We start from the raw sequence: 19,725 nt of genomic DNA, 5'->3' as shown, positions 1-19,725 counted from the left end.
AGCCCCTGCTATCAGTCGCCAAATAGTTGACTAGGTGGCACGGGGGCGTCAGTCGTTTTAATCCCCAGTGCCGAGTCGGCGGGCGTTGCGGCCGGTGCGGAGTTCGCGGAGGTCGGGGATGTGGTTGTACAGCGTGCCCGCGCTGACCCCGAGCAGCTTGGCGATCGAGGTGACCGAGTGCTCGGGGTTGGGCAGCAGATCCCGGGCGGCGCGCAGGATGTCGGGGGTGATGACGGTGGGCCGGCCGCCGACGCGGCCGCGGGCGCGGGCGGCGGCCAGGCCCTCGCGGGTGCCGGAGATGATGAGTTCGCGGATGAACTCGGCCAGCGCGGCGAAGACGTGGAAGACCAGGCGGCCGCCCGGGGTGGTGGTGTCCAGGCTCTCGTGCAGTGAGGTGAAGCCGATCTCGCGGCGGCGCAGTTCGGCCACCGTGGTGATCAGTTCTTGCAGGGAGCGCGACAGCCGGTCCAGCGAGGGCACGACGAGGGTGTCGCCGGGTTGCATGAACTCCAGCGCCGCGGCGAGCTCGGCCCGCTCGGCGTCGGCGCCGGATTTCTTCTCGGCGAACACCCGCCGGCACCCGGCCGCCTTGAGCGCGTCCAGTTGGCGTTCGAGGTTCTGGCCGCCGGTGGAGACCCGGGCGTAGCCGATCTTGATGCCGGACGGGTCGGCGGGTTCGGCGGCGAGCAGCTCGGCGGGATGCGGGGGCGCGGTCACCCCGGAATCCTCTCAGAAAACGGTGCCGGGAGGTTGTTGACAACCCCTGGTTTTTGAAGGGGTTTTTGACGGGTTTTCGGGGCCCCTGGAGGTCCTCTCTCATGATCGTCAATAAACGATCGTTTTCTGACGGACGATGGCCAATGCGGTCGCAGAGTTGTTGATCTACGTACTGGGTTCCGCGATCTAATGGGCATGGACCGGGACTCACGAGGTGTCTCTTCGCGGACCTCTCAGTCTGATCACCGTGAGGACACCTATGGAAGTCGTCGCGAGTCCCAAGGCGATGGACGGACCGACGGCCGCTGCGTAGTACTCCAGTCCCCCGACGCTCCACACGTAGAAGGGCATCATGATCGCGTAGTAGGCGACGGTCGTAGCGACCACACCGATCGCCCACACCCGGAGCCGTTTTCCGCCCCGCACAGTGATCGTGATCATGATGGTCACGCCGACGGGCACCAGCACTGCGGCAAGGAACGCGGCGAACAGATTGAACAGGATCGGTGTAGTTCACCCCCGAATAGAACGCCCAGACTCCCACTCACAGCGCCAGCGCAGCCTTGGCGAAGTCAGATCGTCGCACCCCACATCCGAGCGGCACCATGAGCGATTCGGAGCTGGGCGTCGAGGCCTAGCAGCGCGGCGGCACGCCGTAGTTCTCCCGCCTCCCGACGGTCACGGTCAGTTGGAGGCGGTCCCGGAAACCGAATGTCCCCGGGACCGGCCCGGGAGCTGGTCCCCTTTCCCAGGGCCATGACCACTACCGCAGCGATCCGGAGCAACCCGGGCCGACCGGCATACACTGGGCGCAGGCAGGATCCGCCTCGATGCGACCCCGAGGAGATGACATGACAGCTCAGCCGGAGGACCACCACGGCGCCGGGCACGACCCCGACGACATCCTGAGCCGTCTGCCGGCCGAGCATCGTCTTCAGTTCCTGGCCGACTACCGCGCCGCCCTGGAGGCCGCCGCCGAGCCCTGGCGCTACCGGCAACTCCAGAAGGTTCTCCACCTCTGGCACCTGCGCGCCCTCATGTACGCCAGCCCCGGCCACGAGCAGGCCCGCGCCGAGGCCGCCGCCGGCATCAACACCGTACCCGCCGAAGACGTCATCCCCGGATGGGCCGACCTCGTGGCCGCCCGCTCCGCCAGCCGCCCCGCGTGAACTACCACATCACCTACCACGCCTCCGCCTCCAGCAAGATCCCCGGACTGCCGCCCGAGGCGTTCACCACGCTCGTGGAGCGACTGCTGGAGATCGGAGACGACCCGCTGGACAGCAGCCCGATCCGCAGCGAGGAACCCAACTTCCGGCACGCCACCTTCGGCGAGCACGGCATCGTGGCGTTCTTCCTGGACCGGCCCGCTCGTACCGTCACCGTGTACGACATTCTCTGGGCAGGCTGACCCCACCACCTGCCTGTCGTATCTCCGCTGTAGCGAGAATTCCCTCACCGTGAGGAAAGAGATCTCTGCGTTAGGCGCTCCTCCGCGATTTCCAATCTGCATGAATTTGTCAGAGCGGCATGCTTACATCTGTTTCAGCCAACAGAGCATTAAACGCATCTTTCGCAGAGGGAGTGACCATGCCAGAGGGGAAGTATTATCGGCGCGGCCATTGGGTAAAAAAATCCACGCCGAAAAAGGTGAAGGGGTCGGGATGGGTGGTGGCCGCAGGGCTTGCGGCGCTGGCATGGTTCTGGATCCAAGGGTCAATCGAGCAGCAATCCGCCCCACCTCAGCCGGCCCCTTCGGTCTCCGAATCGGCTGCTCCTACCCAGGTCGGTGACGCCGACTCAGCGCAGGACCCTCCTATGCCGTCAGAGCCGCCGCTGCCGTCTGAGGGCCCGTGAAGCGCTGGGTAGCCAAGCAGATATCGTGGCTTCCGCGTCCGCGAATGCCCTTGGGGGTCACGGAGTGGGCTGCCGCAGCTGTTTTCGCGGGCTTCGCTGGGCTATTGGCGCTCGATGTAATCCGGGCCGTCATCGGCTTGATTTTCAGCCACTGGTATATCACGGCGGCGATGGCGGGTTGCGCCGTAATCGGCGCGGGAACCTGGTGGCAATGGACGCTGCGGGCGGAACGTCAGCGAACCGAACGGCTTTCCGCTTTACGGCTGAGCCTTGCAGATCTGGACGCCATGGGCTCGACTGCGTTCGAATATGCCACACGTGATCTCATGATCCGCGATGGCATCCAGGCTCGGCGCGTCGGGCAGCGCGGCGACCAGGCCGCCGATGTCATCGGCCGTGACCGCGTTGGCGGCGTCATCGTGGTGCAGTGTAAGCACACCACCACCGGCAACAAGGTCGGGGCGCCGGTGCTCTACCAGGTCAACGGCACGGCTCAGCCCACTCACGGCGCCGACATCGCGGTCATCGTCACCAACGGGGACTTCACCCGTGATGCCCGCCGACGCGCGCAGGACTTCCGTATCCATCTCATCGGCCGTAAGGAGTTGGCGCGCTGGGCTGAGGACGGGATCACGCTGCACCAGTTGTTGCGGTTGAGCCTGCCGCTTCGGCGCTGGCGACGGCTACGGCACACCGCGCCCCGGCTGACCCGTCATCCCCCCCAGCGCGAGGTCTCAGGTGTGGAGCATTTCGAGTGAGCGCTGCCCGCCGGGGCGCGACTGCGATCATTGGTCATGGCCCTGGGGGATGGGCGCTTCCTGGGGGCGGCCGGTCGGGTCACCCCGGGCTGAGGACAGCGCGTTCTTGTCGGTGATCCCCCTACGCTCCGGGCATGTCATCGGAGTGGCTGTATGAGCACAACAGCGGACGGACGTTCGCCTGGACCGACAACGGGCGGGATTTCTGGCGGCAGGGTAGCGGCACTTGGTGGGCCTGGCGCCAGGGTGATTGGCTCTACGCGGCACAAGGCGGACAGCCTCTCGGTTGGTTCGCCGGCGCGACCTTCTACGACCACGCCACAGGTCAGGCGCTCTACTACCTTGATCGGTAGCAGCGCTGCGGCGAGCCGCTGCGCTGGCACCGGCGGCCTCCGGCCATACCTCCACCGTACGCCCAGCAAACGGAATCACCCTGTGTTAGTCCATGTCAGCGGTATTCGGCCAAAATCTCCCCGAGGCTACAGCGCTCCTTGTCTCGGCGCTGCCCTGGCAGGGTTAACAACCGTGAGGAAACCGGCGGGACACTGGACAGGTGGCAGAACATACTCCCCTACCTGATCGGGATGCGTCTTACCTCGACCAGATCGAACGCGGTGCTCTCGACCTGAACACGTCCATCGCGGACGTGCTCCGCCTATGCGTCGCGCTGGGCGGCCGCGCCAAGTCCCAGCATCTTCGGGACTGGGCGCTGAAAGAGCTGAACGGCTACGAGCTGGACGATGAGCTGCCGCCGTACCGGATCGTCAATGCCTCGCTCTACATGGACAACACCAACCGAGCCGGTCTCAACCGAATTCCTCAACAGATCGCGCCCGCGATGTTGCCGAAGGAGGTCCGCGCCGACATCGGCGAGGAGATGCACCTTCGCCAAAAGATCGTGGTCCTCGAAGCCGAAGCCCGAAAGGCGCAGGCGCAGGACGAACATCTGACCTACACCTTCTCCCAGTCCGCCATGGTGGCGAACTTGATGACGACGCGCGGCTGGGAGAAGGGCGAGATCCCCCAACGGCAGATGGTCAGCGCCATCTACTGGCGGGTCAGTCCGGCCGAACTGCTCGGCGTGGTCGATCACGTCCGCACGGTGCTGACCCAGCTTGTCGCCGAGCTCGTCGCAACGATGCCTACTGGCCAGGAAGTGCCCTCCGCCGCCCAGGCTGACCGGGCGGTGAACATCGTGGTCAACGGCGGCGACGGGCACCAGTTCGTCCTGTAGGACACTTCGGGCGGCGGCCCGAGCGCGGCAACGGTGAACGGCACGGCTGCCTCACCGGCCACCGGTAACCAGAAGTGGGGGTGGATCTGGGCAGGGCTAGGGTTCGTGGTCGCGCTCGTCGGGACGATCGCCGGACTCGGGCAGTGGCTCAAGTGGGACTGGCCCTGGCTTGGAGGGTAACGTTCGGAGGGGCTGTCGTCGGCTCGCGCGTGTGAGAGTGTCGCGAAGCTCGCGAAAGTCCAGTTGAGGGTCAGCTCCTGCGGTCACCGGGGCGTCTCCGGAGGAGGCCGATCCCGACTCGGGGAACAACTTCCAGTTGCTCGCCGCCGGGTCCCTGGAAGGGGAGCTTCAGGCAGCCTCGGCAGGTGACCGCGCCCCGGTCGGGGTAAGCCGCGGCGGGGTTCCAAGCGTTGACGCCGACGATGTAGGCCGGACCAGGCATGCGTTAACGGCCCTGGGCGGTGGCTGCGGCCACCGCCCAGGGTGTGCTCGCGAATCATCTCGCATTCCATCTCCGCGAGCAGAAATAGAGGCTTGTTGTCCTACCACCAGCCGGTTGGTATGCCTGCAGCCCCGCATGCAGACCCGTGGGAGAGCGGCAGATGGGAACGCCTGAGGTCAGGGCATCTTGACGACCGCGCCGCTGGAGAACAGGTGAACCACCGTCACCGCGATCTGCACCGCTGCCCGTGCGGACTCCAAGGTGATCGGCTTGGATGTGCCGCCACCTGGATGCCGATCACGGTGACCGTCCCACAGCACCCGCATTAGCGCGGTAACTGCAGAGGCCGAGGCGGGCGCACCAACCTTGTCGTCGATCACTAAGGTGTATTTACTTGCAGCCCCGCCCTCAAGGTGGCTCAACACGCTGCCCAGGGTCGGTGTGCCGGCATTCGGCAGAGTCAAGGGGATCACTGCCGCCTCGACCGCCTTGACGGCCTCGCTGTAGGCCAGACTCGGATCGGGCCGAAAGGCGTAGGCTGCGGTCCACGCTTTCTGCAGGTGCGCGGCCGCGTCATATGGTTTATGCATAACGGCCTGCGCAGCCGCGTGCACGGTGTCGTCCACACGGGTTTCAAGTTCGCCTCGGTCATCGCTGATTCGCCACACCGAGTCCGCTTCCTGCAGACGCTCCTGGAGCTGGTCGACGAGGTGCTTCCACATTGCACGCTGTTCGTACATCGTGTAGTCGTCGCTGTAGAGCATCGGACGCATAGTCGTCAGTGCGGCGTCGATGGCTTCTAGAAGCTCGTCGCCGCGGGGCATAGTGATGACGTTCTTGCGCAGTCGCAGTTGCAGAGACATACCCAGCCCTGGGAAGTCCTCCAGGACGAGCTTCAGCCACGATTGAAGCATCTTCTCCAGATACGCGGGCAGGTCGTAGACGGGGTCGCGGGGGCCGATTTTACCGGCACGGCGCTCACGAAGAGGCCACCAAGTGCTGGATCTTGAGGACACGCCTCAAAAGGTAGACAACCCCTCCGACTTTTTGGTAACTCCCACGAACTCTACTGCCGGTCGTCGCTTTCCAGGGCCCGGTACAGCATGGAGCGGCCCACGCCGAGGTGCTTTGCGGAGACCCTCCCGGGGAGCGCCCCGAGCCACGCTAACCGTGACCGCTACCTCCGAGATCACCACGGCCGCGCCAACCACCGAGCAGCCCACCGGCAGCTGGCGCCGCCGAGCGGGCTCGGACCGAGCGGGCCGGCGCCGAGGCGCGCCAGGTGCGCAGGGACGCGGAGGCCTGCGTAAAAAGATCTTGATTGTGAGGTTCATATGGACAGCCAGTTCGGGCTCTTACTCCATGAAGGGCTCGATCGGCGGGCCCCCTATGAGGAGACACATGGACACGGCTACGGCAGTGGTCACGATCGTGACGGCTCAGACGTGCGCGCTACTGGGCTTATTGCTGCGGCTGCGTCGGCGGGTCCGACCCGCACAGATCCAAGACCAGTCCCTTACCGACATGGCCAAAGTGATCACGCACGGTGGTCAGCTGGAGTTTAACGAGGAGCGAGGCGCGGGACGCCGCCCGCGCATGACGCTGACCCACACTCAGGCTCCGACAAAGGGCAGGGCGGCGTGAGCGATCATGACCCGTCGGAGCGCACCACATCCCCGGCCTCCCCAGCTGCGAGCCGCCATGGCACGCTTGAGGAACGCAGCGCGGCGCGGCTCGCGATCGATGAGGAGTTCTCCTCCTTTTACCGCTCTACCCTCTGCCAGCTGGTCGGCTTTCTGGTTAACCAGGGTGCGGCGTTACCTGTCGCCACCGACATCGCCCAGGAGACCATGATCAAGGCGTATCAGCGCTGGGGTGAGATTAATCAGCCGAAGGCATGGGTTCACACAGTGGCCTCACGCGCCTTGGTTCGCATGGTGGCCAGCGCCCATGAGGAGCCCCTCGAACACGTCCCCGAAGCGACAGCACTGCTTCCCTGTGACAACGCCGCCGCGGAATGGGAAGCCCAGCACGACACGCTTGGGATTTTACGGAGCCTCCCGCACCGTCAGCGCCAGGTCCTGGCCTGGACGCTCAGCGGTTACACCCCCTCCGAGATCGCCGAACAGCTCCGCATCACTCCGAACGCGGTCAGCGCGAGCCTGAAGAAAGCCCGCCGCGCTACAGCCCAGCACCTCATGACAAGGGACGGGGAACAGTGAGCATCCACCATCAGCCCGGTCACCACGAGGAGACCGTCGACCACTGGCTTGAAGAACACCAGATCTCCCTCATGAGGGACCTCGACACCGTTCTCGACGTCGAAGCCGGCCTGCGTGAGGCTCTCCTTCCATCCCGTCACACCGCCCTTGTGGACGACCTCGACACCATCCTCGACGTCGAAGCTGGCCTCGCCGCGATCCTGCACTCGCCGACTACCCAGCCGAGAACGCACGCAGAAAAGCAGAACCTCACCCCCCTGGAGCAGACTCCGCATTCGATCAGCCCACAAGTCCGCCTGACACTACGGCGCCACCCCAACGTCGTAGCGGTATCTCGTGAGCTCGCCCTCGTTCTTGCCCTCGACCATGACCTCACCCTCGCTTACAGCTTTACCCACGATCTCGCCCGCGACCTCAAACGCGACCTCGCCCGCGACCTCGACCTCGACCTCGCCCTCGCCCGCGCCCGCGACCTCAAAGGCGACCTCGCCCTCGTCCGAAACCTCGTCCAAGACCGCGATCGCGACCTCGTCCGCGTCCTCGATCCCGTCCTCGCCTGCGCCTTCGACCGTGCACATGACCTCGTCCGAGCCCTTGTCCTCGGCTTCGGCCGCGCCCGCATCTTCGGTCTCGCCCGCGCCCGCAATCTCCGCCTCGTCCTCGTCCTCGACCACGCTCTCGCTCTTGCTCTCGCTCTTGCTCTCGCCCTCGATCGCGTCCATGACCTCGTCAATTTGTACGCGCAGAGGGTCCGGCGGGTCATCGGTGAAGTGCTGGGCCAAGATGTATCGATCTGCCAGGAGGACTCGCTACAGGCCTTCTTAAATGACTTCACCACAGCTGATTTACGCGCCGCCAGCTTGATCGATATTGATATGGAGGGCGTGCGCTGGTCTGAGTGTGGAACGCTCTGGCCACCAGAGCTGAACGTCGAAGATCTCAAGATGCGCTCAGAAGAGGTCGGCGTGGGGAGCGGGACCTACGTTGTTGGATCAGGCTCAGCAACGGTGCGTGACTTCGCTGATTTGGCGTGAGCGGAGGACCGCAGCCGCCTCGCCAGGCCGGTCCTGGCCCTCACAACAGCCTGTTCATCATCGAACGGCCCGAGGCCTCCACCGTGGGTATCGCTCCGGTCTGCACCGCTGGCCACGAGCGACCTGAAGCTCGGCGTCAAGGCCTTGTGGCGCGGCGGCACGCTATGGCTCTCCCACCTCGATCGATACCAGCAGTGCCAAACTCTCAGTTCGGAGAAACCATGCGCGTGTCATTCTCAGCAGCAGTCGGACGACTCGCCCTGCCCTTTTCGATGGCATCGGTGATGTGCTCAGCTCTCCTGGTGTCACCCGTCGCCACGGCTGTTGATCAGACCGTTGCTGCTGGTCAAACCTATGTGACCATGGATGTCGCAACAGGAAAGGTGCTCTCCGTTAGCAAGAGGCCACCCTCTGAGGATTTCGACCACACCATTGATCGCCGCCTGACCGGTCACGGACAGCTCGCCTTCCCGTGATCGGTCAGGCGTCAGGCAGTAGGTGACGAACTCGGCCCCACAACCGCGCAACGCTGGTCTTGGCAGGGCCCGAGCTTTGGCACTGGGAGAGACCTTCGGTGATCGTTTTGGGGAAGGAAAGGTGAAGCGCCGACGCGACGATCACTGTGGACAGTGCCACCGCGGCGGCGCTTCGACGCTCAGTAGATCAGGCTGCGGGAGTCACAGCAGCCTGATCACTTGGACTTCGCCGCTCTCACTGTCACGAAGCAGTAGCTCCTTGCCGGAGCTCAGCTGCTCATCGATGTAGTCGTACAAAGCGATAGCGCGGTTGACGATGTCTGTCTTGGTCAGGCCGGTGCGGTCCTGGGAGCGCTGCAACGCTTCCGTGGACTTCGGAATGAGCGCAGTAGTAATCCGTTCAGCAACGGCCTGCCGAGGCGACACGCCTTCACCGGTGATGGAGGACATTTGTCGGGGCTCCCTTGCAGGTCTGTTCACGCATGGACTGGCGCTGGGGAGAGGTCGGGTGGCGGAAGTCGGGCGGTGGAGGGTCGGGAAGTTGGAAGGGCCGGGGATGGAGGGAATCACCTCCGCCTCGCCCATCCATTTACCGTGTCACATGACTACACGGGTTCGCCAGTCCATAGGCATAATACTTACAGCTTATTACTGTTGATCATACAGGCAGGGTATGTGCATTCGTAACATGAAGAGCAGTGATTTGCTGCTTCATGGTCTATAGTCGGTGCCGGATCACGGTGATCCGAACGCACGTTCCTCACGCGAACCTGCCCGAGGTCACCGTGACGTCTCTCCGAGGAAAGCGTGCCTATGCAAGAGAAATTGGTACGACCTGCACCATCTGTGGTGCAGCGCCCATGTCGAGCGCGACGAGGAGAATCCCTCGATGTCTATAGAGCCCACCGTGAGTCCCCCGCCTGGCACTCCCACGGAGCCAGCTGAAGAGCCCTCGGCTTCGGCCTGGCTGGTTATCAGCGCGGCCCCCTTGAAAGGGGAGCTGCGCGCTCAGGTGCCCGCGCGTGAGACAAGCAACATGATCAACATGGTTGGCCGGATCGTAACCGCCGTGGCTCTTGTGCTCGGCGCGCCGGCGACCGTGCTGTACCTGGCCCCTGGAGCGGGACTGGACCCGGCGTGGGTTGTCGCACTCATCGCCGGTATTTTCCTGATCGCCGCAGTATGGCTGTGGCGATGCCACAGCTCTTTCCTCACCCGTGCAGGTCGGCGCCCGTCCCGCCCCCGCAAAAACTGACCCGCTTATATAGGCGGCGACGCTTCCCCTCAGCGTCGCCGCCACCTCCTGCTCATGCAAACCGCGGCGATCGACCTCAAGCGATGCGAGGCGCCCAGTTTGCTCCTCGGCGACCGGAGCGGCCCGCTCCAGCGGCACCACGTGCGCTCGGTCTGCCGCATCTGGCTGGCTAATAACTAGAAGGGGCCTGACGGAACCTGCGGAAACCCTGACACTCGAATCGGAGTCACCCGGACCGACGCCAAGACCGCGACCTCGGTCGACGTCTACGCTGGCCCGATCTGGAGACATCTCACCGCGAGGAGTACGGATCCGATGGCAGCAGCGCAGGAGGAGCCCATCTGGCAGCCGCTCAGCATGCTGGCCGTGCTGAGCGTGCACGTGAAGGAGGGCGGGACCGCGGCTCGCGAGCACCGGGCCGCACTGGAGAAGGGCCGCTTCGCGCCCCGCGTCCTCGATGACGCCACGGTCGCCCGGGTGAAGAAGGTGTTCACCCAGACCGCTGAGGACAACGCGTTGTTCGCCGAGCAGGGCCGGCGCTGGGCGGCGGAAGACCTCACCCCGGTCCAGCGCAACCAGGTCGAGCGCTACGCCGCCCTGGTCGCCGAGCTACAGCGCGAGACCACCGCGATCCTCGCCCTGGCCGACGAGCTCGCCACGACCACCATCGAGACGGTGCTGGCCACGAGCGATCTGGAGCTCGGCGTCGAGGCCCTGCGGCGCGGCGGCACACCGTAGTTCTCCCGCCTCCCGATGGTCACGGTCAGCTGGAGGCGGTCCCGGAAACCGGATGTTCCCGGGACCGGCCAGATGTCAGGTGACGGGGCAGCCGACGAACTCCGCACCACTGCGGAGTTCGTCACGACTGCGCAGGTCACATGGGGTGTTCATGGCGAAATCCGCAGGCGTGCACGCATCCGATCCGGCTCCTGGGCTCACGTCCCTCCGTGCATCAGCGTCACGACCAGCTGGGCGACCGCGACTCCGATCGCGACGACCGCGAGCAGAGCGTTGATGAGCCAGCCGATCACCGGCGATCCGTGGCCACCGCCGGACGGCTCACCGCCGTTGGTCACCGTGGTGGAGGTGGAGACCGGTCCGGTGTGGATCTGGACCGTGTTGCCGTGGCCCTGGATACGGATATCGGGCACTTGGACATCATCCGGCGAATTAACAGAACCGTCAAAATTACTCATTACGCGTCTTTCTTGGGGGAACGGGAAAGCCATTTGCTTTCCCTTCTCAAATGGTCCCAGAGCGGCCGTACTTTTTGTTAGTACGGGCCATTCGTGCAGGTGAGAGCGCCGTCGAGTTGTATTTCCCTTGGCGGATGTGTTCGCCGGATGTGCCGTATGACGCGTCGAGCATGAGCGTGCTGCGGCTCTAGCGTGCTGCGGCTCTAGCGTGCTTGGCGCCGAACTGCTGAGCCAGCCGCGTCGGGATGCCGTGAAGCGGTCCGGGGACACGGCCCTTCGAGCCCTGCATCGGTCCCGGACGGAGCGCCAGCGCGCCCGGCTCTGGATTCCGCCCCAAACCCATCCCTTTGCTCGCCGCGCCTTCCGTTCGGCGATCACGGGTTCTCTGGATCCCGAAATCTTGGCGATCATGACATGAAGATCAAATAGTTTTGACTTTTGAAAACTTCGAAATACTTAATAGTTTTGATGAAACAAAAGTGATAGAATGAGGGCATGACAGAGACGACCAGCACCACCGGCCCGGCCGACCAAGACGGCCGCGCGTGCGGCTACTCCCGGTGCGACCGGCGCATCGCCTACACCGGCGCCGGACGGCCCCGCGAATACTGCGGCCCGCCCGAGCGGGTGTGGGAGGACGGCAAGACCTGTAAGGCCAAGGCGGCCGAGGAACGGCGCGGTGCTCAGGCCGCCGGCCTGGATGGGGCGCTGGCCCTATACGCGGTGGCCGCGGGCCCGGTGCTGGAGGCGACCAGCGCGGTGCAGACCGACCTGGCCGCGCTGGCCACCGCACTGGGCGCCCACACCCGGCACGCCACCACCATCCGCGACACCACGCTGGTGCGGATCGGCGAGGCCGAGCGGGAGGCGACCGAGGCCTTGGCGCAGGCCGCTCAGGCCGAGGCCGGGCGCGAGCGGGCCGTGCGCCAGGCGGCGGCCGCCGTCGCCGACAAAGACACTGCGGTAGAGGCCCGGCGGGTCGCCGAGCGGCTGGCCCGCGACGCCGAGGCCGAGCGCGAGCGCCAGGTCGGCGATGCCTGGATGCGGGTGGTCGAGCACGAAGGCCGGCGCGCTGCCGCCGAGCAGAAGGCCGCCGACCAGACCGCGGCCGCCGCCCACGCCCTGTCCCTGCAGCAAAAGGAGTTCGAGCGCGCCGAGGCCCTGGCCAAGAGCAACCGGGAGCTGGAGAAGACCCACCGCGCCGAACTGGCCCAGGTGCGTGAGGAGGCGGCCGGCCAGCTGGCCGCCGTCCGCGCCGAGCACGCCGACGAGCTGCGCCGGGTACGCCAGGAGGCGGCCGATCAGGTCGCCGCTGAGCAGATGCGCGCTGAGCAGGTACGCGCCGAGCTCGCCACCGTCCGGGAGCAGGCCGACGCCCTGCAGGCCGACCTGGCCGACTTCCGCCAGGCCCACGCCGTTGAGATGGCCGCCGCCCGCTCCGCCACCGAGGCCGTGCGCGAGGCGCTGGCCCACGAGCGGACTCAGCGGGCCGCCGCCGAGGCCGCGCTGCGCACCACCGACAAAACAGGCCGGTCCTGACCTACCCAGCTACCCGTACCGGAGATGACATGAGCCCGGCCGGCGACCAGCGCCACAGCGACACGATGCTCGTCGCCCTCTGGACCGGCCTGGCTCATGTCATCGCATCGGAGAACAGTGGGCCATCCCCGGCCTTGATGTGAGAGGAAGAGTACGCATGACGACGTACACACACCCCGACGTGTTCGATATGGGCTGGTTATGACGGCTTGAAACGGCCCCACTCGGACGGCTTGAGCTGGACCCACTCGACCTCGTTGTTGATCTCGGAAACTCGATGTCGGCCTGAGCTGGCCCCAACCCGAGATGCGACGTCCAGAGGTTCCCGAGGGCCTCAACGCCGTGGTTCGGCGCGAGGGTGTCGCCCGCCCTGCACGTCGCCAGCCCCCGCGCCCGCTGGGCGGGCGATGCCCTCGCCTGGCAGGGGTCCGGGGACGGCAGTCCCCGGGTTCACAGACCGTGCTGTCGTCGGCGCTCCCGACCGACCGGGGTGGGGCCAAATCAAGCCGTCACCCCGATTTTCCGATGATCGCCAAGTGGTCCCAGGTCAAGCCGTCCAAAGGGGCCAAATGGAACCGTCCTAGCCAAGGGGCGTCCGGGAAGGGTGGGCGGACTCGCAGGAGGACCCCACGGAGATCGACTGGGCCGCCCGGCAGCGTTCCGCCGCCATCCCGTTCCGGGTCGTCGACGGCCGCCCGGTCAACCCCTGCCAGAAGACCGGCATCAGGCACGGCCGCAACGAGTTGGGCCACTGGGGGGAGCAGGTCTGCGCGGACGCCGTGGTGACCGCCACCGACGAAGCCGCCCGCCGGTGGCTGGTCATGGTTGAGCGGTCCGACGGCCACGGGTGGGCACTGCCCGGAGGCTATGTGGACTCGGGGGAGGACCCGGCCCAGGCGGCGGTCCGCGAACTAAAGGAGGAGACCGGCCTGATCTTGACCGGACTGCCTTGGCAGGTGCTTCCGGCGCGGTACGTGCCAGACCCCAGAGCGAGTGATGAGGCGTGGATGGTGACGGTGCCTTCCCGGCTCCACTTGGGTACCACCAGCCGGGAGAGCTTCCCCCCTCTCGTAGGGGCCGACGATGCCAAGCGGGCCGAGTGGGTGCGGGCGGACACCTACGCCGTGCTGGCCGCCTATCTCGAGATGACCTACCAGGGCCGGATATTCACCGCGCACCAGTCCATGCTGGAAACCCAGCTCACTTCCACCGTGAGCGAACTGAGGTCCGGATCCTGATGAAAACGTCGGGGCTCTGGTCTACCCTGCGGAGGTAGTGGCAGCTACGCCTGCCCGCTTCCGAGCCGTTCGGCGCCCACGTCGCCGACGGCAACGAGGACAAGGGTCTCCGACTCGCGTACCGATCTTCCCCTGCCTGGCTTTCGTGATCTTTCCTTGGCGGGGTGACGTGGGCACCTCCGCTGAGAGGACCCGATCATGACCAGCGACAAGTCCCGCAAGCGCGACATCCGCCGCCGCATGCAGCAGCACAACGAACCGTACGCCGAGGCCGCCCGCCGCCTGGCCGAGCAGGACGCCCCGCCCATCCTCGCCGACGACGTGCCCGCCGCCCGGGTGCCCGCCCCAGTAGCCATGATGCTCGCCCGCCACCTGGACGCCGCGACGCACCACATCGGCCGCGCCGAGCGGCTGGCCCGAGGGCATGGCGTCTCTGCGTTCGCAGAAGGCGACTCCCTGCGCGACAAGCCGAGCGGACCGCTCGCCGAGATCGCCGATGCCGCGACCTACGACCTGCACCGGCTGGTCGACTGGGCAGGCCGTACCGCGCACGAGTCCGGAGCGGTCCCCGCGGTGCCTTCGCCCTGGGGGGATGCGACCCCGAGTCAGCGCCAGGCCTACGAGATCCTTTACCCCGAGCGTCACCACTGGTGCGCGTCCCCCGGCGGCGTGCTGCCCGGTCCGGGAGAGCGGCCCCGCGACGACAACGGCCGCATGGTGACGCACAGCCTGCCCGGGCCCGTGACCGGCGACCGGCTGAGTCTGCGTGCCAGCGGCCAGAGCGTGGTCCGTGTCGGCGACGTCGCCCCGGGCACCCCGGCCGCCCCGATCTGGGACGCCGCCGAACGCCTGGAGCGCTACGCGTGCGAGTGGATGAACCGTGGCGGTGACTCACCCGCAGACCTGGCCGCTGCGCTCGACGGCCTGGAGGAGGTCGCCGAGCGCCTGCAGAGCGTTCTCGGATCGGTGACCGCCGAGATCGAGCGCCGCTATGCCGATGGGTGCCTCGAAGGTGGCGACCACGTCGGCCTGGCCGCGCAGGGCGGCCAGGCTGATGAGGCGGCTCGCACTCTTCACCGCCGCATCTACGCCATGCGCCACGCGATGACCGGCGCGGCCGCTGCACTGCCACCGGCCAGGCCCGGCACCGTGCCGCCTCACATCGCCGGCCCCATGGACGGCAAGACCCTGGCCGAGGTCCGGGCCGAGCTCGGCGACGAGGTCTTTATGCAGCGCCAGGTCGGCAAAACCCGCCCTGGCGATGACCGGCAGACCACGGCCCTGGCGCGGATCCTCACGTGGATGCACGTCAAAGGCGCGAGCGTCTATGACGCGCCTGCTCATGCGAAGACCGACGCTGCAGCCCGCCTGACCGGCTGACGCGGGCGGGCGAACAACACCGAAGGCCGCCGTCGATGTGACGGCGGCCTTCGGGCGAGCTGTCCTGGCGGTCTGGCGCCGGGGGCACAACCGGCTGTGGATCCCGTTCCGAACCGCTCTACGGTGAAGCCTCTTCCTCGGAGGACGACCCAATAGCGGCTCCCAAAGGGGCCAGGACTTCTCTGGCTCCACGCCTCGCCGGCCGTCCCCCGGGGGCACAACCCGGAGATGTTGGACGCTCGTGGTGAGGAGCTGATTGAAACCATACCCTACGAATGAACGCTTGTACCAAGCGTTTCTGTGAGCATAACGGTACCACCCCTACCCTTGCACCCCAATAGGTAGGGTTGTAGCCCACGAAACCCCTACGCTTGCACCCGAATAAGAGATGCGCCTGTGACCATGACTATGTAACCTAGTAATACTTCCTCTTACTAGTATGACTGATAGGGACGGAAATGGCCCCGGCGCAAGCCCCACGAGTTCCCGCGGAGTCGCTCGACGTTGCCTCGGGTCTGGCGCTGGACGCCGCGAAGAAGGCTGCCAGGATCGCCCGTAAGCGGGCACAGATCCGCTTGGGCTTCATCTCGCGCCCTACGTTCGACCCGCAGGCCCCGCTACCTCCCCTGGCCCGATGCCTGCGCGGTGGACGCGGCGGCCAGGTGCGACTCAAGCTCCTGCTCACCTACCTGTGGATGCAGACCAAGGACCACGGCGTCGCGCTGGCCTATCCCGCTCAGGTCTGGGCTCGCCTGCTCGATCTCGACCAGCCCGAGACCGCGGGCGCCCGGCGCATCAACGAGGCTCAGGCGTGGCTAGAAGGGCACATGTTCATCGCCACCCAGGCCCAGCCGGGCCACGCCAACAAGGTGACCGTCTTGAACGAGACCGGCAACGACGAGCCCTACATCGCTCCCGGCGCCGCGGCCAAGGCCCTCAGCAACGACCCCGAGAAGGCCAGGCCCCACTACTACGCCCAGATTCCGGCGACTCTCTGGACCAACGGCTACATTCAGCTCATGACCGGCGCAGGCCTGGCCATGTACCTGATCCTGCTCGACCAATACGCCCTCACCGGTGCCGCCCCCCAACCGGTCTGGATCAGTCCCTCGGCATTCAAGGCCTACTACGGGCTCAGCCAGGACACCCGGGCCGCCGGTATCAAGGACCTGACCGAACTCGGGCTCGTCACCACCGGCCGTCAATCCATCAACCCCAACGACTTCGACCTCGAACGCATCCGCAACGTCTATACCCTCAAGCCCGACCAGCTCGACGTACCGGCCCGCCGCCTTCAGCAACCCGTCCGCGGCTCCCGCGACGAGTTCGTCGACCCTCACCGGCGCCTGGCGCGACCAAAGATGTGAGTTCCCACAGGTGACCCCCGCCGCGCCCTCCGGCAGCCCCGATGTCGCGCTGGGCGCCACTGGCAAGGAGAGGTAGCGGCCGTGAGGAACACCGCCCGCTAGGCCTTCCCCAGGCCGTACCTGATGGCGACCATGTTCGTTGCGGCGAATCCGGGCGCCCGGCTGCCATGCTGAAACTCGGTTCACGAGGAGTCGGAAAGGTATCGCAGATGGCCACCGCAACCGCTGTACGCCCCCAATGGGAAGACGTTCCGTCCACGGTGTCGACGGCAGTGAGGCACTTGCTGGGTCATGACGTCGTCGAGGCGCGCTCTCAAGACGGCGGCTACACCCCGGGGCTCGCGGCGCGGTTGCTGCTGGAGGACGGCTCGCGGGCCTTCCTCAAGGGCATCGCGCTGGAGCATCCGGTGGCGGGCACCTACCGGCAGGAGGCCGAGCTCAGCGCGGCGCTGCCGGAGGCCGCCCCGGTGGCGGCGCTGCGCTGGACGCGGCAGGTGGGTGGCTGGGTGCTGTTGTGCTTCGACGACGTCGCGGACCGTCACCCCGCTCTGCGACCGGGTTCGCCGGACGTGGCCGCCACGGTGCACGCGGTGAGTCGGCTGCGGGAGACGTTGACGCCGTGCCCGCTGCCTGCGGCGCCGGCTGTCGCTGAGGTGCTGGGACCGGCGCTGCGCGGGTGGTCGCGGCTGACCGAGGACACCCCGGCCGACCTGCCCGCCTGGGCGCGCCGCAACCTGATGGCCCTGACCGCGACGGAGAGCGCGTGGGAGGCCGCGGCCGGCGGTAGCACGCTCGTGCACGGCGACATCCGCCCGGACAATCTCCTGGTGCGCGAGGCGGGTGGTGAGGTGGTGGTCGTGGACTGGTCGTATGCCCACCAGGGGGCGGCGTGGATCGATGTGGCGGCGCTGGTGCCGCACCTGATCATGGCCGGGCACGCCCCGGCGGAGGCCGAGGCGCAACTCGCGGACGCGGTGGCGTGGGGTGCGGCGCCTGCGCAGGTGCTGACGTCGTGGGCGGTGGGGTGCGCGGGCTATTGGGAGCACGCCTGCCGACAGCCGGCGCCGCCCGGGGTGCCGAACCTGCGGGGCTTTCAGGCGCGGGCGGCGGCCGCCGCGCTGGATTGGGCCCGGTATCGCACCGGCTGGTCATAACCCGCGACAACCGCGGCCGAGGGCCCGGGGCGGCCATGCGCACCCCGGGCACTGGGCACGCAATTGGAGGGTCAGGTGAGGGATGGCCCCGGCGATGTCGTCGACGATCTGGGACGCGGTGCCCAGGTGCTGGCCATGGCATGGACCAGAGCCGTCTGCCGCATCACCCAGCCGGGATCGCCCGCCTGCACCGCTTGGCGAATATCAGCCAAGACCGCCGGATCGGGGCGTGCTGGTCTGGCTCGGCGGGTTCGGATGAAGTGGGTGAACAGCGCCGGCAGCTGCCCGGAGTGCACGCCGTTCTTCTCTTTGAGTGCATACAGCGGCAGGAACCACATCTCGAACGCCGCCTGGGTGGCGGCGTCGGCTCGGTGGCTCTCATACAGCTGCGCCAGCAGGTGGGTGTGCTCGTACGGCACGTGTCCGTGCAGGGCGTAGCGCAGGCGCAGGCCTTGGTGGGTGCGGAAGGGCTGGCCGTGCGCGGCGATGTTGATGGCGGCGTTGGCGGTGGTGGTCATCACCGCGACCTCGGCCCGCAGCTGCCGGGCGGCGGCCAGGACCGCCACGTGCAGGCCGGCCCGGGGATCCAGCACCAGACCGGGCAACCCCACCGGCGCCAAACTGATGCCGTGCTCGCGGGTGCGCGAGAGGATCAGCCGGGTCGGTGCGTTGCCCGCGGCGTTACGCAGCTGCAGCGGCGGTCGCCGCCGGTAGACGTGGATGTCCTCGCGCTCCAGCACTGGCCGGGCCGGGTCGCGCTCGGCGACCAGGTGCTCCGTCCGGTGTGCCCGAGTGGTGGCGTTCCCACAGGCCCGGCAGGCATGAGCTCCGGTGCCGGTCATGTGCCCGCACCGGGCACACACCCGGACGTTTTCGTCGCAGATGACCAGCGTGCCGGCCGACAGGGCGGCGGCGATCATCTCTAAGGCCAGGTCGGCGACCGGGCGGTCGGCGTCGGTGACGATCCCGCCGCGCGGCAAGGGGCCGGGTGCGTACTTGGCGGCGATCGCGTCCGCTTCGACGTCGGCGCGTGGCCGCGGCGGCTGCGCACTCCGGTGACGGAGGTCTCCGGCCAGGGTGGCGGTGTTCCACAGGTGCGGCACCACCTCCTGGCCCAGGAGGTGGTTGGCCGCCTCCGCGATGCGGATCCCCACAGCCTTTCCCGGTTTTTCCGCGAACGTGAATTCCTGATTCTGTATGGGGCCGTTGAAGAACAAGTACCGCGACGCCATCACTTTCTCCTCTCTTTTCTAGATCAATGGCGCGATAACGTCGGTCTTCGTGAACGCGCCGTCGCTCATCTCATAGCGGAAGATTGCCGCGTTCGGGGTCTTAGCCGCCTTGGATTCGGCGACGACCTCTTCGACCGGCCGGTCCTCTAATAGGGCGCGCAATGCCAGGATCATGGTGTGGTGGGTGATGGCCACAATCGCCGATCCCACCCCCGGACCAACGCCAGGATCGGAGTCGAGGTTGGTCTGCAGGAGCTCGGTGAATGCCCGTGCTCGCTGCCCGACGCCGCCGGCCAGGGACTCACCGCCGCCGGGAGGAACCCACAGGTGCTTGCGCAGCCGCCGATCATCGGCCCCCTCGGGGTAGGTGGCGAACAACTCCTGCTTGGTCATGTAGGTCGCCTCCCCGTAGTGCTGCTCATCCAGCAGCGACGTGCGCCGCGGCCACCCGTCGGGCAGGCCGGGGAAGGCGAGCGTCGCGGTGTCGATCGCCCGCCGGTAGGTGGAGGTGTAGACCCGCACCCTCGCCCCGACCAAGGGCGCCAGGGTGCGGCCCAGCCATATCGACTGGTGGAAACCGCGCGGGGTCAGACCGACCACGGTGCGCGAAAGGTGATGAGCCGC

Annotated in this window: 22 protein-coding genes; 15 read left to right on the top strand and 7 right to left on the bottom strand. The window is 67.0% G+C overall.

Annotated elements, in window-relative coordinates:
- Positions 1–57: 57 nt before the first annotated feature.
- Both J2853_RS46625 and J2853_RS46620 read right to left on the bottom strand, forming a co-directional pair.
- Complete coding sequence (locus tag J2853_RS46625) at positions 58–717, bottom strand: recombinase family protein (RefSeq protein WP_307569209.1); 660 nt, start codon at positions 715–717, stop codon at positions 58–60.
- A 207-nt stretch (positions 718–924) separates the two neighbouring features.
- Positions 925–1,185 carry a hypothetical protein gene (locus J2853_RS46620; protein ID WP_307569208.1) on the bottom strand — a complete coding sequence of 87 codons (261 nt, stop codon included), beginning with the start codon at positions 1,183–1,185 and terminating at the stop codon, positions 925–927.
- Between the two features lie 383 nt (positions 1,186–1,568).
- Here J2853_RS46620 and J2853_RS46615 point away from each other — a divergent pair, with 383 nt between their 5' ends.
- From J2853_RS46615 to J2853_RS46595, 5 genes are all read left to right on the top strand, one after another.
- Positions 1,569–1,886: a DUF6247 family protein gene (locus J2853_RS46615; protein WP_307569207.1), complete on the top strand. Its 318-nt coding sequence runs from the start codon at positions 1,569–1,571 to the stop codon at positions 1,884–1,886.
- Positions 1,883–2,128 carry a type II toxin-antitoxin system RelE family toxin gene (locus J2853_RS46610; protein WP_307569205.1) on the top strand — a complete coding sequence of 82 codons (246 nt, stop codon included), beginning with the start codon at positions 1,883–1,885 and terminating at the stop codon, positions 2,126–2,128. The genes J2853_RS46615 and J2853_RS46610 overlap by 4 nt, the downstream gene beginning before the upstream one ends.
- Before the next feature lie 550 nt (positions 2,129–2,678).
- A complete protein-coding gene (locus J2853_RS46605) occupies positions 2,679–3,332 on the top strand; it encodes a restriction endonuclease (protein WP_307569203.1) in 654 nt (217 codons plus the stop codon).
- 134 nt (positions 3,333–3,466) lie between these two features.
- Positions 3,467–3,685 (top strand): 4-fold beta flower protein, encoded by a 219-nt coding sequence (locus J2853_RS46600; RefSeq protein ID WP_307569201.1) that lies wholly within the window; start codon positions 3,467–3,469, stop codon positions 3,683–3,685.
- A gap of 200 nt (positions 3,686–3,885) precedes the next feature.
- Entirely contained in the window at positions 3,886–4,566 is a 681-nt protein-coding gene (locus J2853_RS46595; protein ID WP_307569200.1) for an AbiTii domain-containing protein, read from the top strand.
- Between the two features lie 618 nt (positions 4,567–5,184).
- Here the strand turns inward: J2853_RS46595 and J2853_RS46590 are convergent.
- Positions 5,185–6,024 carry a hypothetical protein gene (locus J2853_RS46590; RefSeq protein ID WP_307569199.1) on the bottom strand — a complete coding sequence of 280 codons (840 nt, stop codon included), beginning with the start codon at positions 6,022–6,024 and terminating at the stop codon, positions 5,185–5,187.
- 624 nt (positions 6,025–6,648) lie between these two features.
- Between J2853_RS46590 and J2853_RS46585 the strand changes: the two genes are divergently transcribed.
- The 3 genes from J2853_RS46585 to J2853_RS46575 all read left to right on the top strand — a co-directional run bounded on the left by J2853_RS46585 (position 6,649) and on the right by J2853_RS46575 (position 8,740).
- The gene (locus J2853_RS46585; RefSeq protein WP_307569197.1) at positions 6,649–7,230 is read left to right on the top strand and encodes an RNA polymerase sigma factor; all 582 of its coding nucleotides are present in this window, start codon (positions 6,649–6,651) and stop codon (positions 7,228–7,230) included.
- Positions 7,227–8,264: a hypothetical protein gene (locus J2853_RS46580; RefSeq protein ID WP_307569196.1), complete on the top strand. Its 1,038-nt coding sequence runs from the start codon at positions 7,227–7,229 to the stop codon at positions 8,262–8,264. The genes J2853_RS46585 and J2853_RS46580 overlap by 4 nt, the downstream gene beginning before the upstream one ends.
- A 221-nt stretch (positions 8,265–8,485) precedes the next feature.
- Positions 8,486–8,740 (top strand): hypothetical protein, encoded by a 255-nt coding sequence (locus J2853_RS46575; protein WP_307569195.1) that lies wholly within the window; start codon positions 8,486–8,488, stop codon positions 8,738–8,740.
- Between the two features lie 201 nt (positions 8,741–8,941).
- Here J2853_RS46575 and J2853_RS46570 read toward each other — a convergent pair whose 3' ends face one another.
- On the bottom strand, positions 8,942–9,190 hold the full coding sequence (locus J2853_RS46570; RefSeq protein ID WP_307569193.1) for a hypothetical protein: 249 nt from the start codon (positions 9,188–9,190) through the stop codon (positions 8,942–8,944).
- Between the two features lie 586 nt (positions 9,191–9,776).
- On the opposite strand from J2853_RS46570, the gene J2853_RS46565 reads away from it, so the two are divergent.
- Together J2853_RS46565 and J2853_RS46560 are read left to right on the top strand one after the other, a co-directional pair.
- A complete protein-coding gene (locus J2853_RS46565) occupies positions 9,777–9,995 on the top strand; it encodes a hypothetical protein (RefSeq protein WP_307569192.1) in 219 nt (72 codons plus the stop codon).
- A 315-nt stretch (positions 9,996–10,310) separates the two neighbouring features.
- Positions 10,311–10,733: a hypothetical protein gene (locus J2853_RS46560; protein WP_307569190.1), complete on the top strand. Its 423-nt coding sequence runs from the start codon at positions 10,311–10,313 to the stop codon at positions 10,731–10,733.
- A 197-nt stretch (positions 10,734–10,930) separates the two neighbouring features.
- On the opposite strand, the gene J2853_RS46555 is transcribed toward J2853_RS46560, so the two are convergent.
- Positions 10,931–11,146 (bottom strand): hypothetical protein, encoded by a 216-nt coding sequence (locus J2853_RS46555; RefSeq protein WP_307569189.1) that lies wholly within the window; start codon positions 11,144–11,146, stop codon positions 10,931–10,933.
- Positions 11,147–11,686: 540 nt separating this feature from the next.
- Here J2853_RS46555 and J2853_RS46550 point away from each other — a divergent pair.
- From J2853_RS46550 to J2853_RS46530, 5 genes are all read left to right on the top strand, one after another.
- Positions 11,687–12,730, top strand: coding sequence for a hypothetical protein (locus J2853_RS46550; RefSeq protein WP_307569188.1), 1,044 nt, complete (start codon positions 11,687–11,689; stop codon positions 12,728–12,730).
- A 743-nt stretch (positions 12,731–13,473) separates the two neighbouring features.
- Positions 13,474–13,968 (top strand): NUDIX domain-containing protein, encoded by a 495-nt coding sequence (locus J2853_RS46545; protein ID WP_307569187.1) that lies wholly within the window; start codon positions 13,474–13,476, stop codon positions 13,966–13,968.
- Positions 13,969–14,166: 198 nt separating this feature from the next.
- Positions 14,167–15,348, top strand: coding sequence for a hypothetical protein (locus J2853_RS46540; RefSeq protein WP_307569186.1), 1,182 nt, complete (start codon positions 14,167–14,169; stop codon positions 15,346–15,348).
- Between the two features lie 458 nt (positions 15,349–15,806).
- Complete coding sequence (locus J2853_RS46535; RefSeq protein WP_307569184.1) at positions 15,807–16,715, top strand: hypothetical protein; 909 nt, start codon at positions 15,807–15,809, stop codon at positions 16,713–16,715.
- 272 nt (positions 16,716–16,987) lie between these two features.
- Positions 16,988–17,869 (top strand): phosphotransferase family protein, encoded by an 882-nt coding sequence (locus J2853_RS46530; protein WP_307569183.1) that lies wholly within the window; start codon positions 16,988–16,990, stop codon positions 17,867–17,869.
- A gap of 71 nt (positions 17,870–17,940) precedes the next feature.
- Here the strand turns inward: J2853_RS46530 and J2853_RS46525 are convergent, their stop codons facing one another.
- Together J2853_RS46525 and J2853_RS46520 are read right to left on the bottom strand one after the other, a co-directional pair.
- A complete protein-coding gene (locus tag J2853_RS46525; protein ID WP_307569182.1) occupies positions 17,941–19,023 on the bottom strand; it encodes a hypothetical protein in 1,083 nt (360 codons plus the stop codon).
- A gap of 96 nt (positions 19,024–19,119) precedes the next feature.
- Positions 19,120–19,701 (bottom strand): histidine phosphatase family protein, encoded by a 582-nt coding sequence (locus tag J2853_RS46520; RefSeq protein ID WP_370879565.1) that lies wholly within the window; start codon positions 19,699–19,701, stop codon positions 19,120–19,122.
- Positions 19,702–19,725 lie beyond the last annotated feature (24 nt).

It is taken from the genome of Streptosporangium lutulentum (assembly GCF_030811455.1).
Taxonomy (GTDB): domain Bacteria; phylum Actinomycetota; class Actinomycetes; order Streptosporangiales; family Streptosporangiaceae; genus Streptosporangium; species Streptosporangium lutulentum.
The sequence above is the reverse complement of the archived record's forward strand: the minus strand, read 5'-3'. Positions and strand labels throughout refer to the sequence as shown.

Excerpts from the sequence above, each read along its gene's own strand:
- J2853_RS46615 (WP_307569207.1), top strand. The coding sequence starts at position 1,569 with ATGACAGCTCAGCCGGAGGACCACCACGGCGCCGGGCACGACCCCGAC.
- J2853_RS46600 (WP_307569201.1), top strand. The coding sequence starts at position 3,467 with ATGTCATCGGAGTGGCTGTATGAGCACAACAGCGGACGGACGTTCGCC.
- J2853_RS46575 (WP_307569195.1), top strand. The coding sequence starts at position 8,486 with ATGCGCGTGTCATTCTCAGCAGCAGTCGGACGACTCGCCCTGCCCTTT.
- J2853_RS46570 (WP_307569193.1), bottom strand. The coding sequence starts at position 9,190 with ATGTCCTCCATCACCGGTGAAGGCGTGTCGCCTCGGCAGGCCGTTGCT.
- J2853_RS46565 (WP_307569192.1), top strand. The coding sequence starts at position 9,777 with ATGATCAACATGGTTGGCCGGATCGTAACCGCCGTGGCTCTTGTGCTC.
- J2853_RS46560 (WP_307569190.1), top strand. The coding sequence starts at position 10,311 with ATGGCAGCAGCGCAGGAGGAGCCCATCTGGCAGCCGCTCAGCATGCTG.
- J2853_RS46550 (WP_307569188.1), top strand. The coding sequence starts at position 11,687 with ATGACAGAGACGACCAGCACCACCGGCCCGGCCGACCAAGACGGCCGC.
- J2853_RS46540 (WP_307569186.1), top strand. The coding sequence starts at position 14,167 with ATGACCAGCGACAAGTCCCGCAAGCGCGACATCCGCCGCCGCATGCAG.
- J2853_RS46535 (WP_307569184.1), top strand. The coding sequence starts at position 15,807 with ATGGCCCCGGCGCAAGCCCCACGAGTTCCCGCGGAGTCGCTCGACGTT.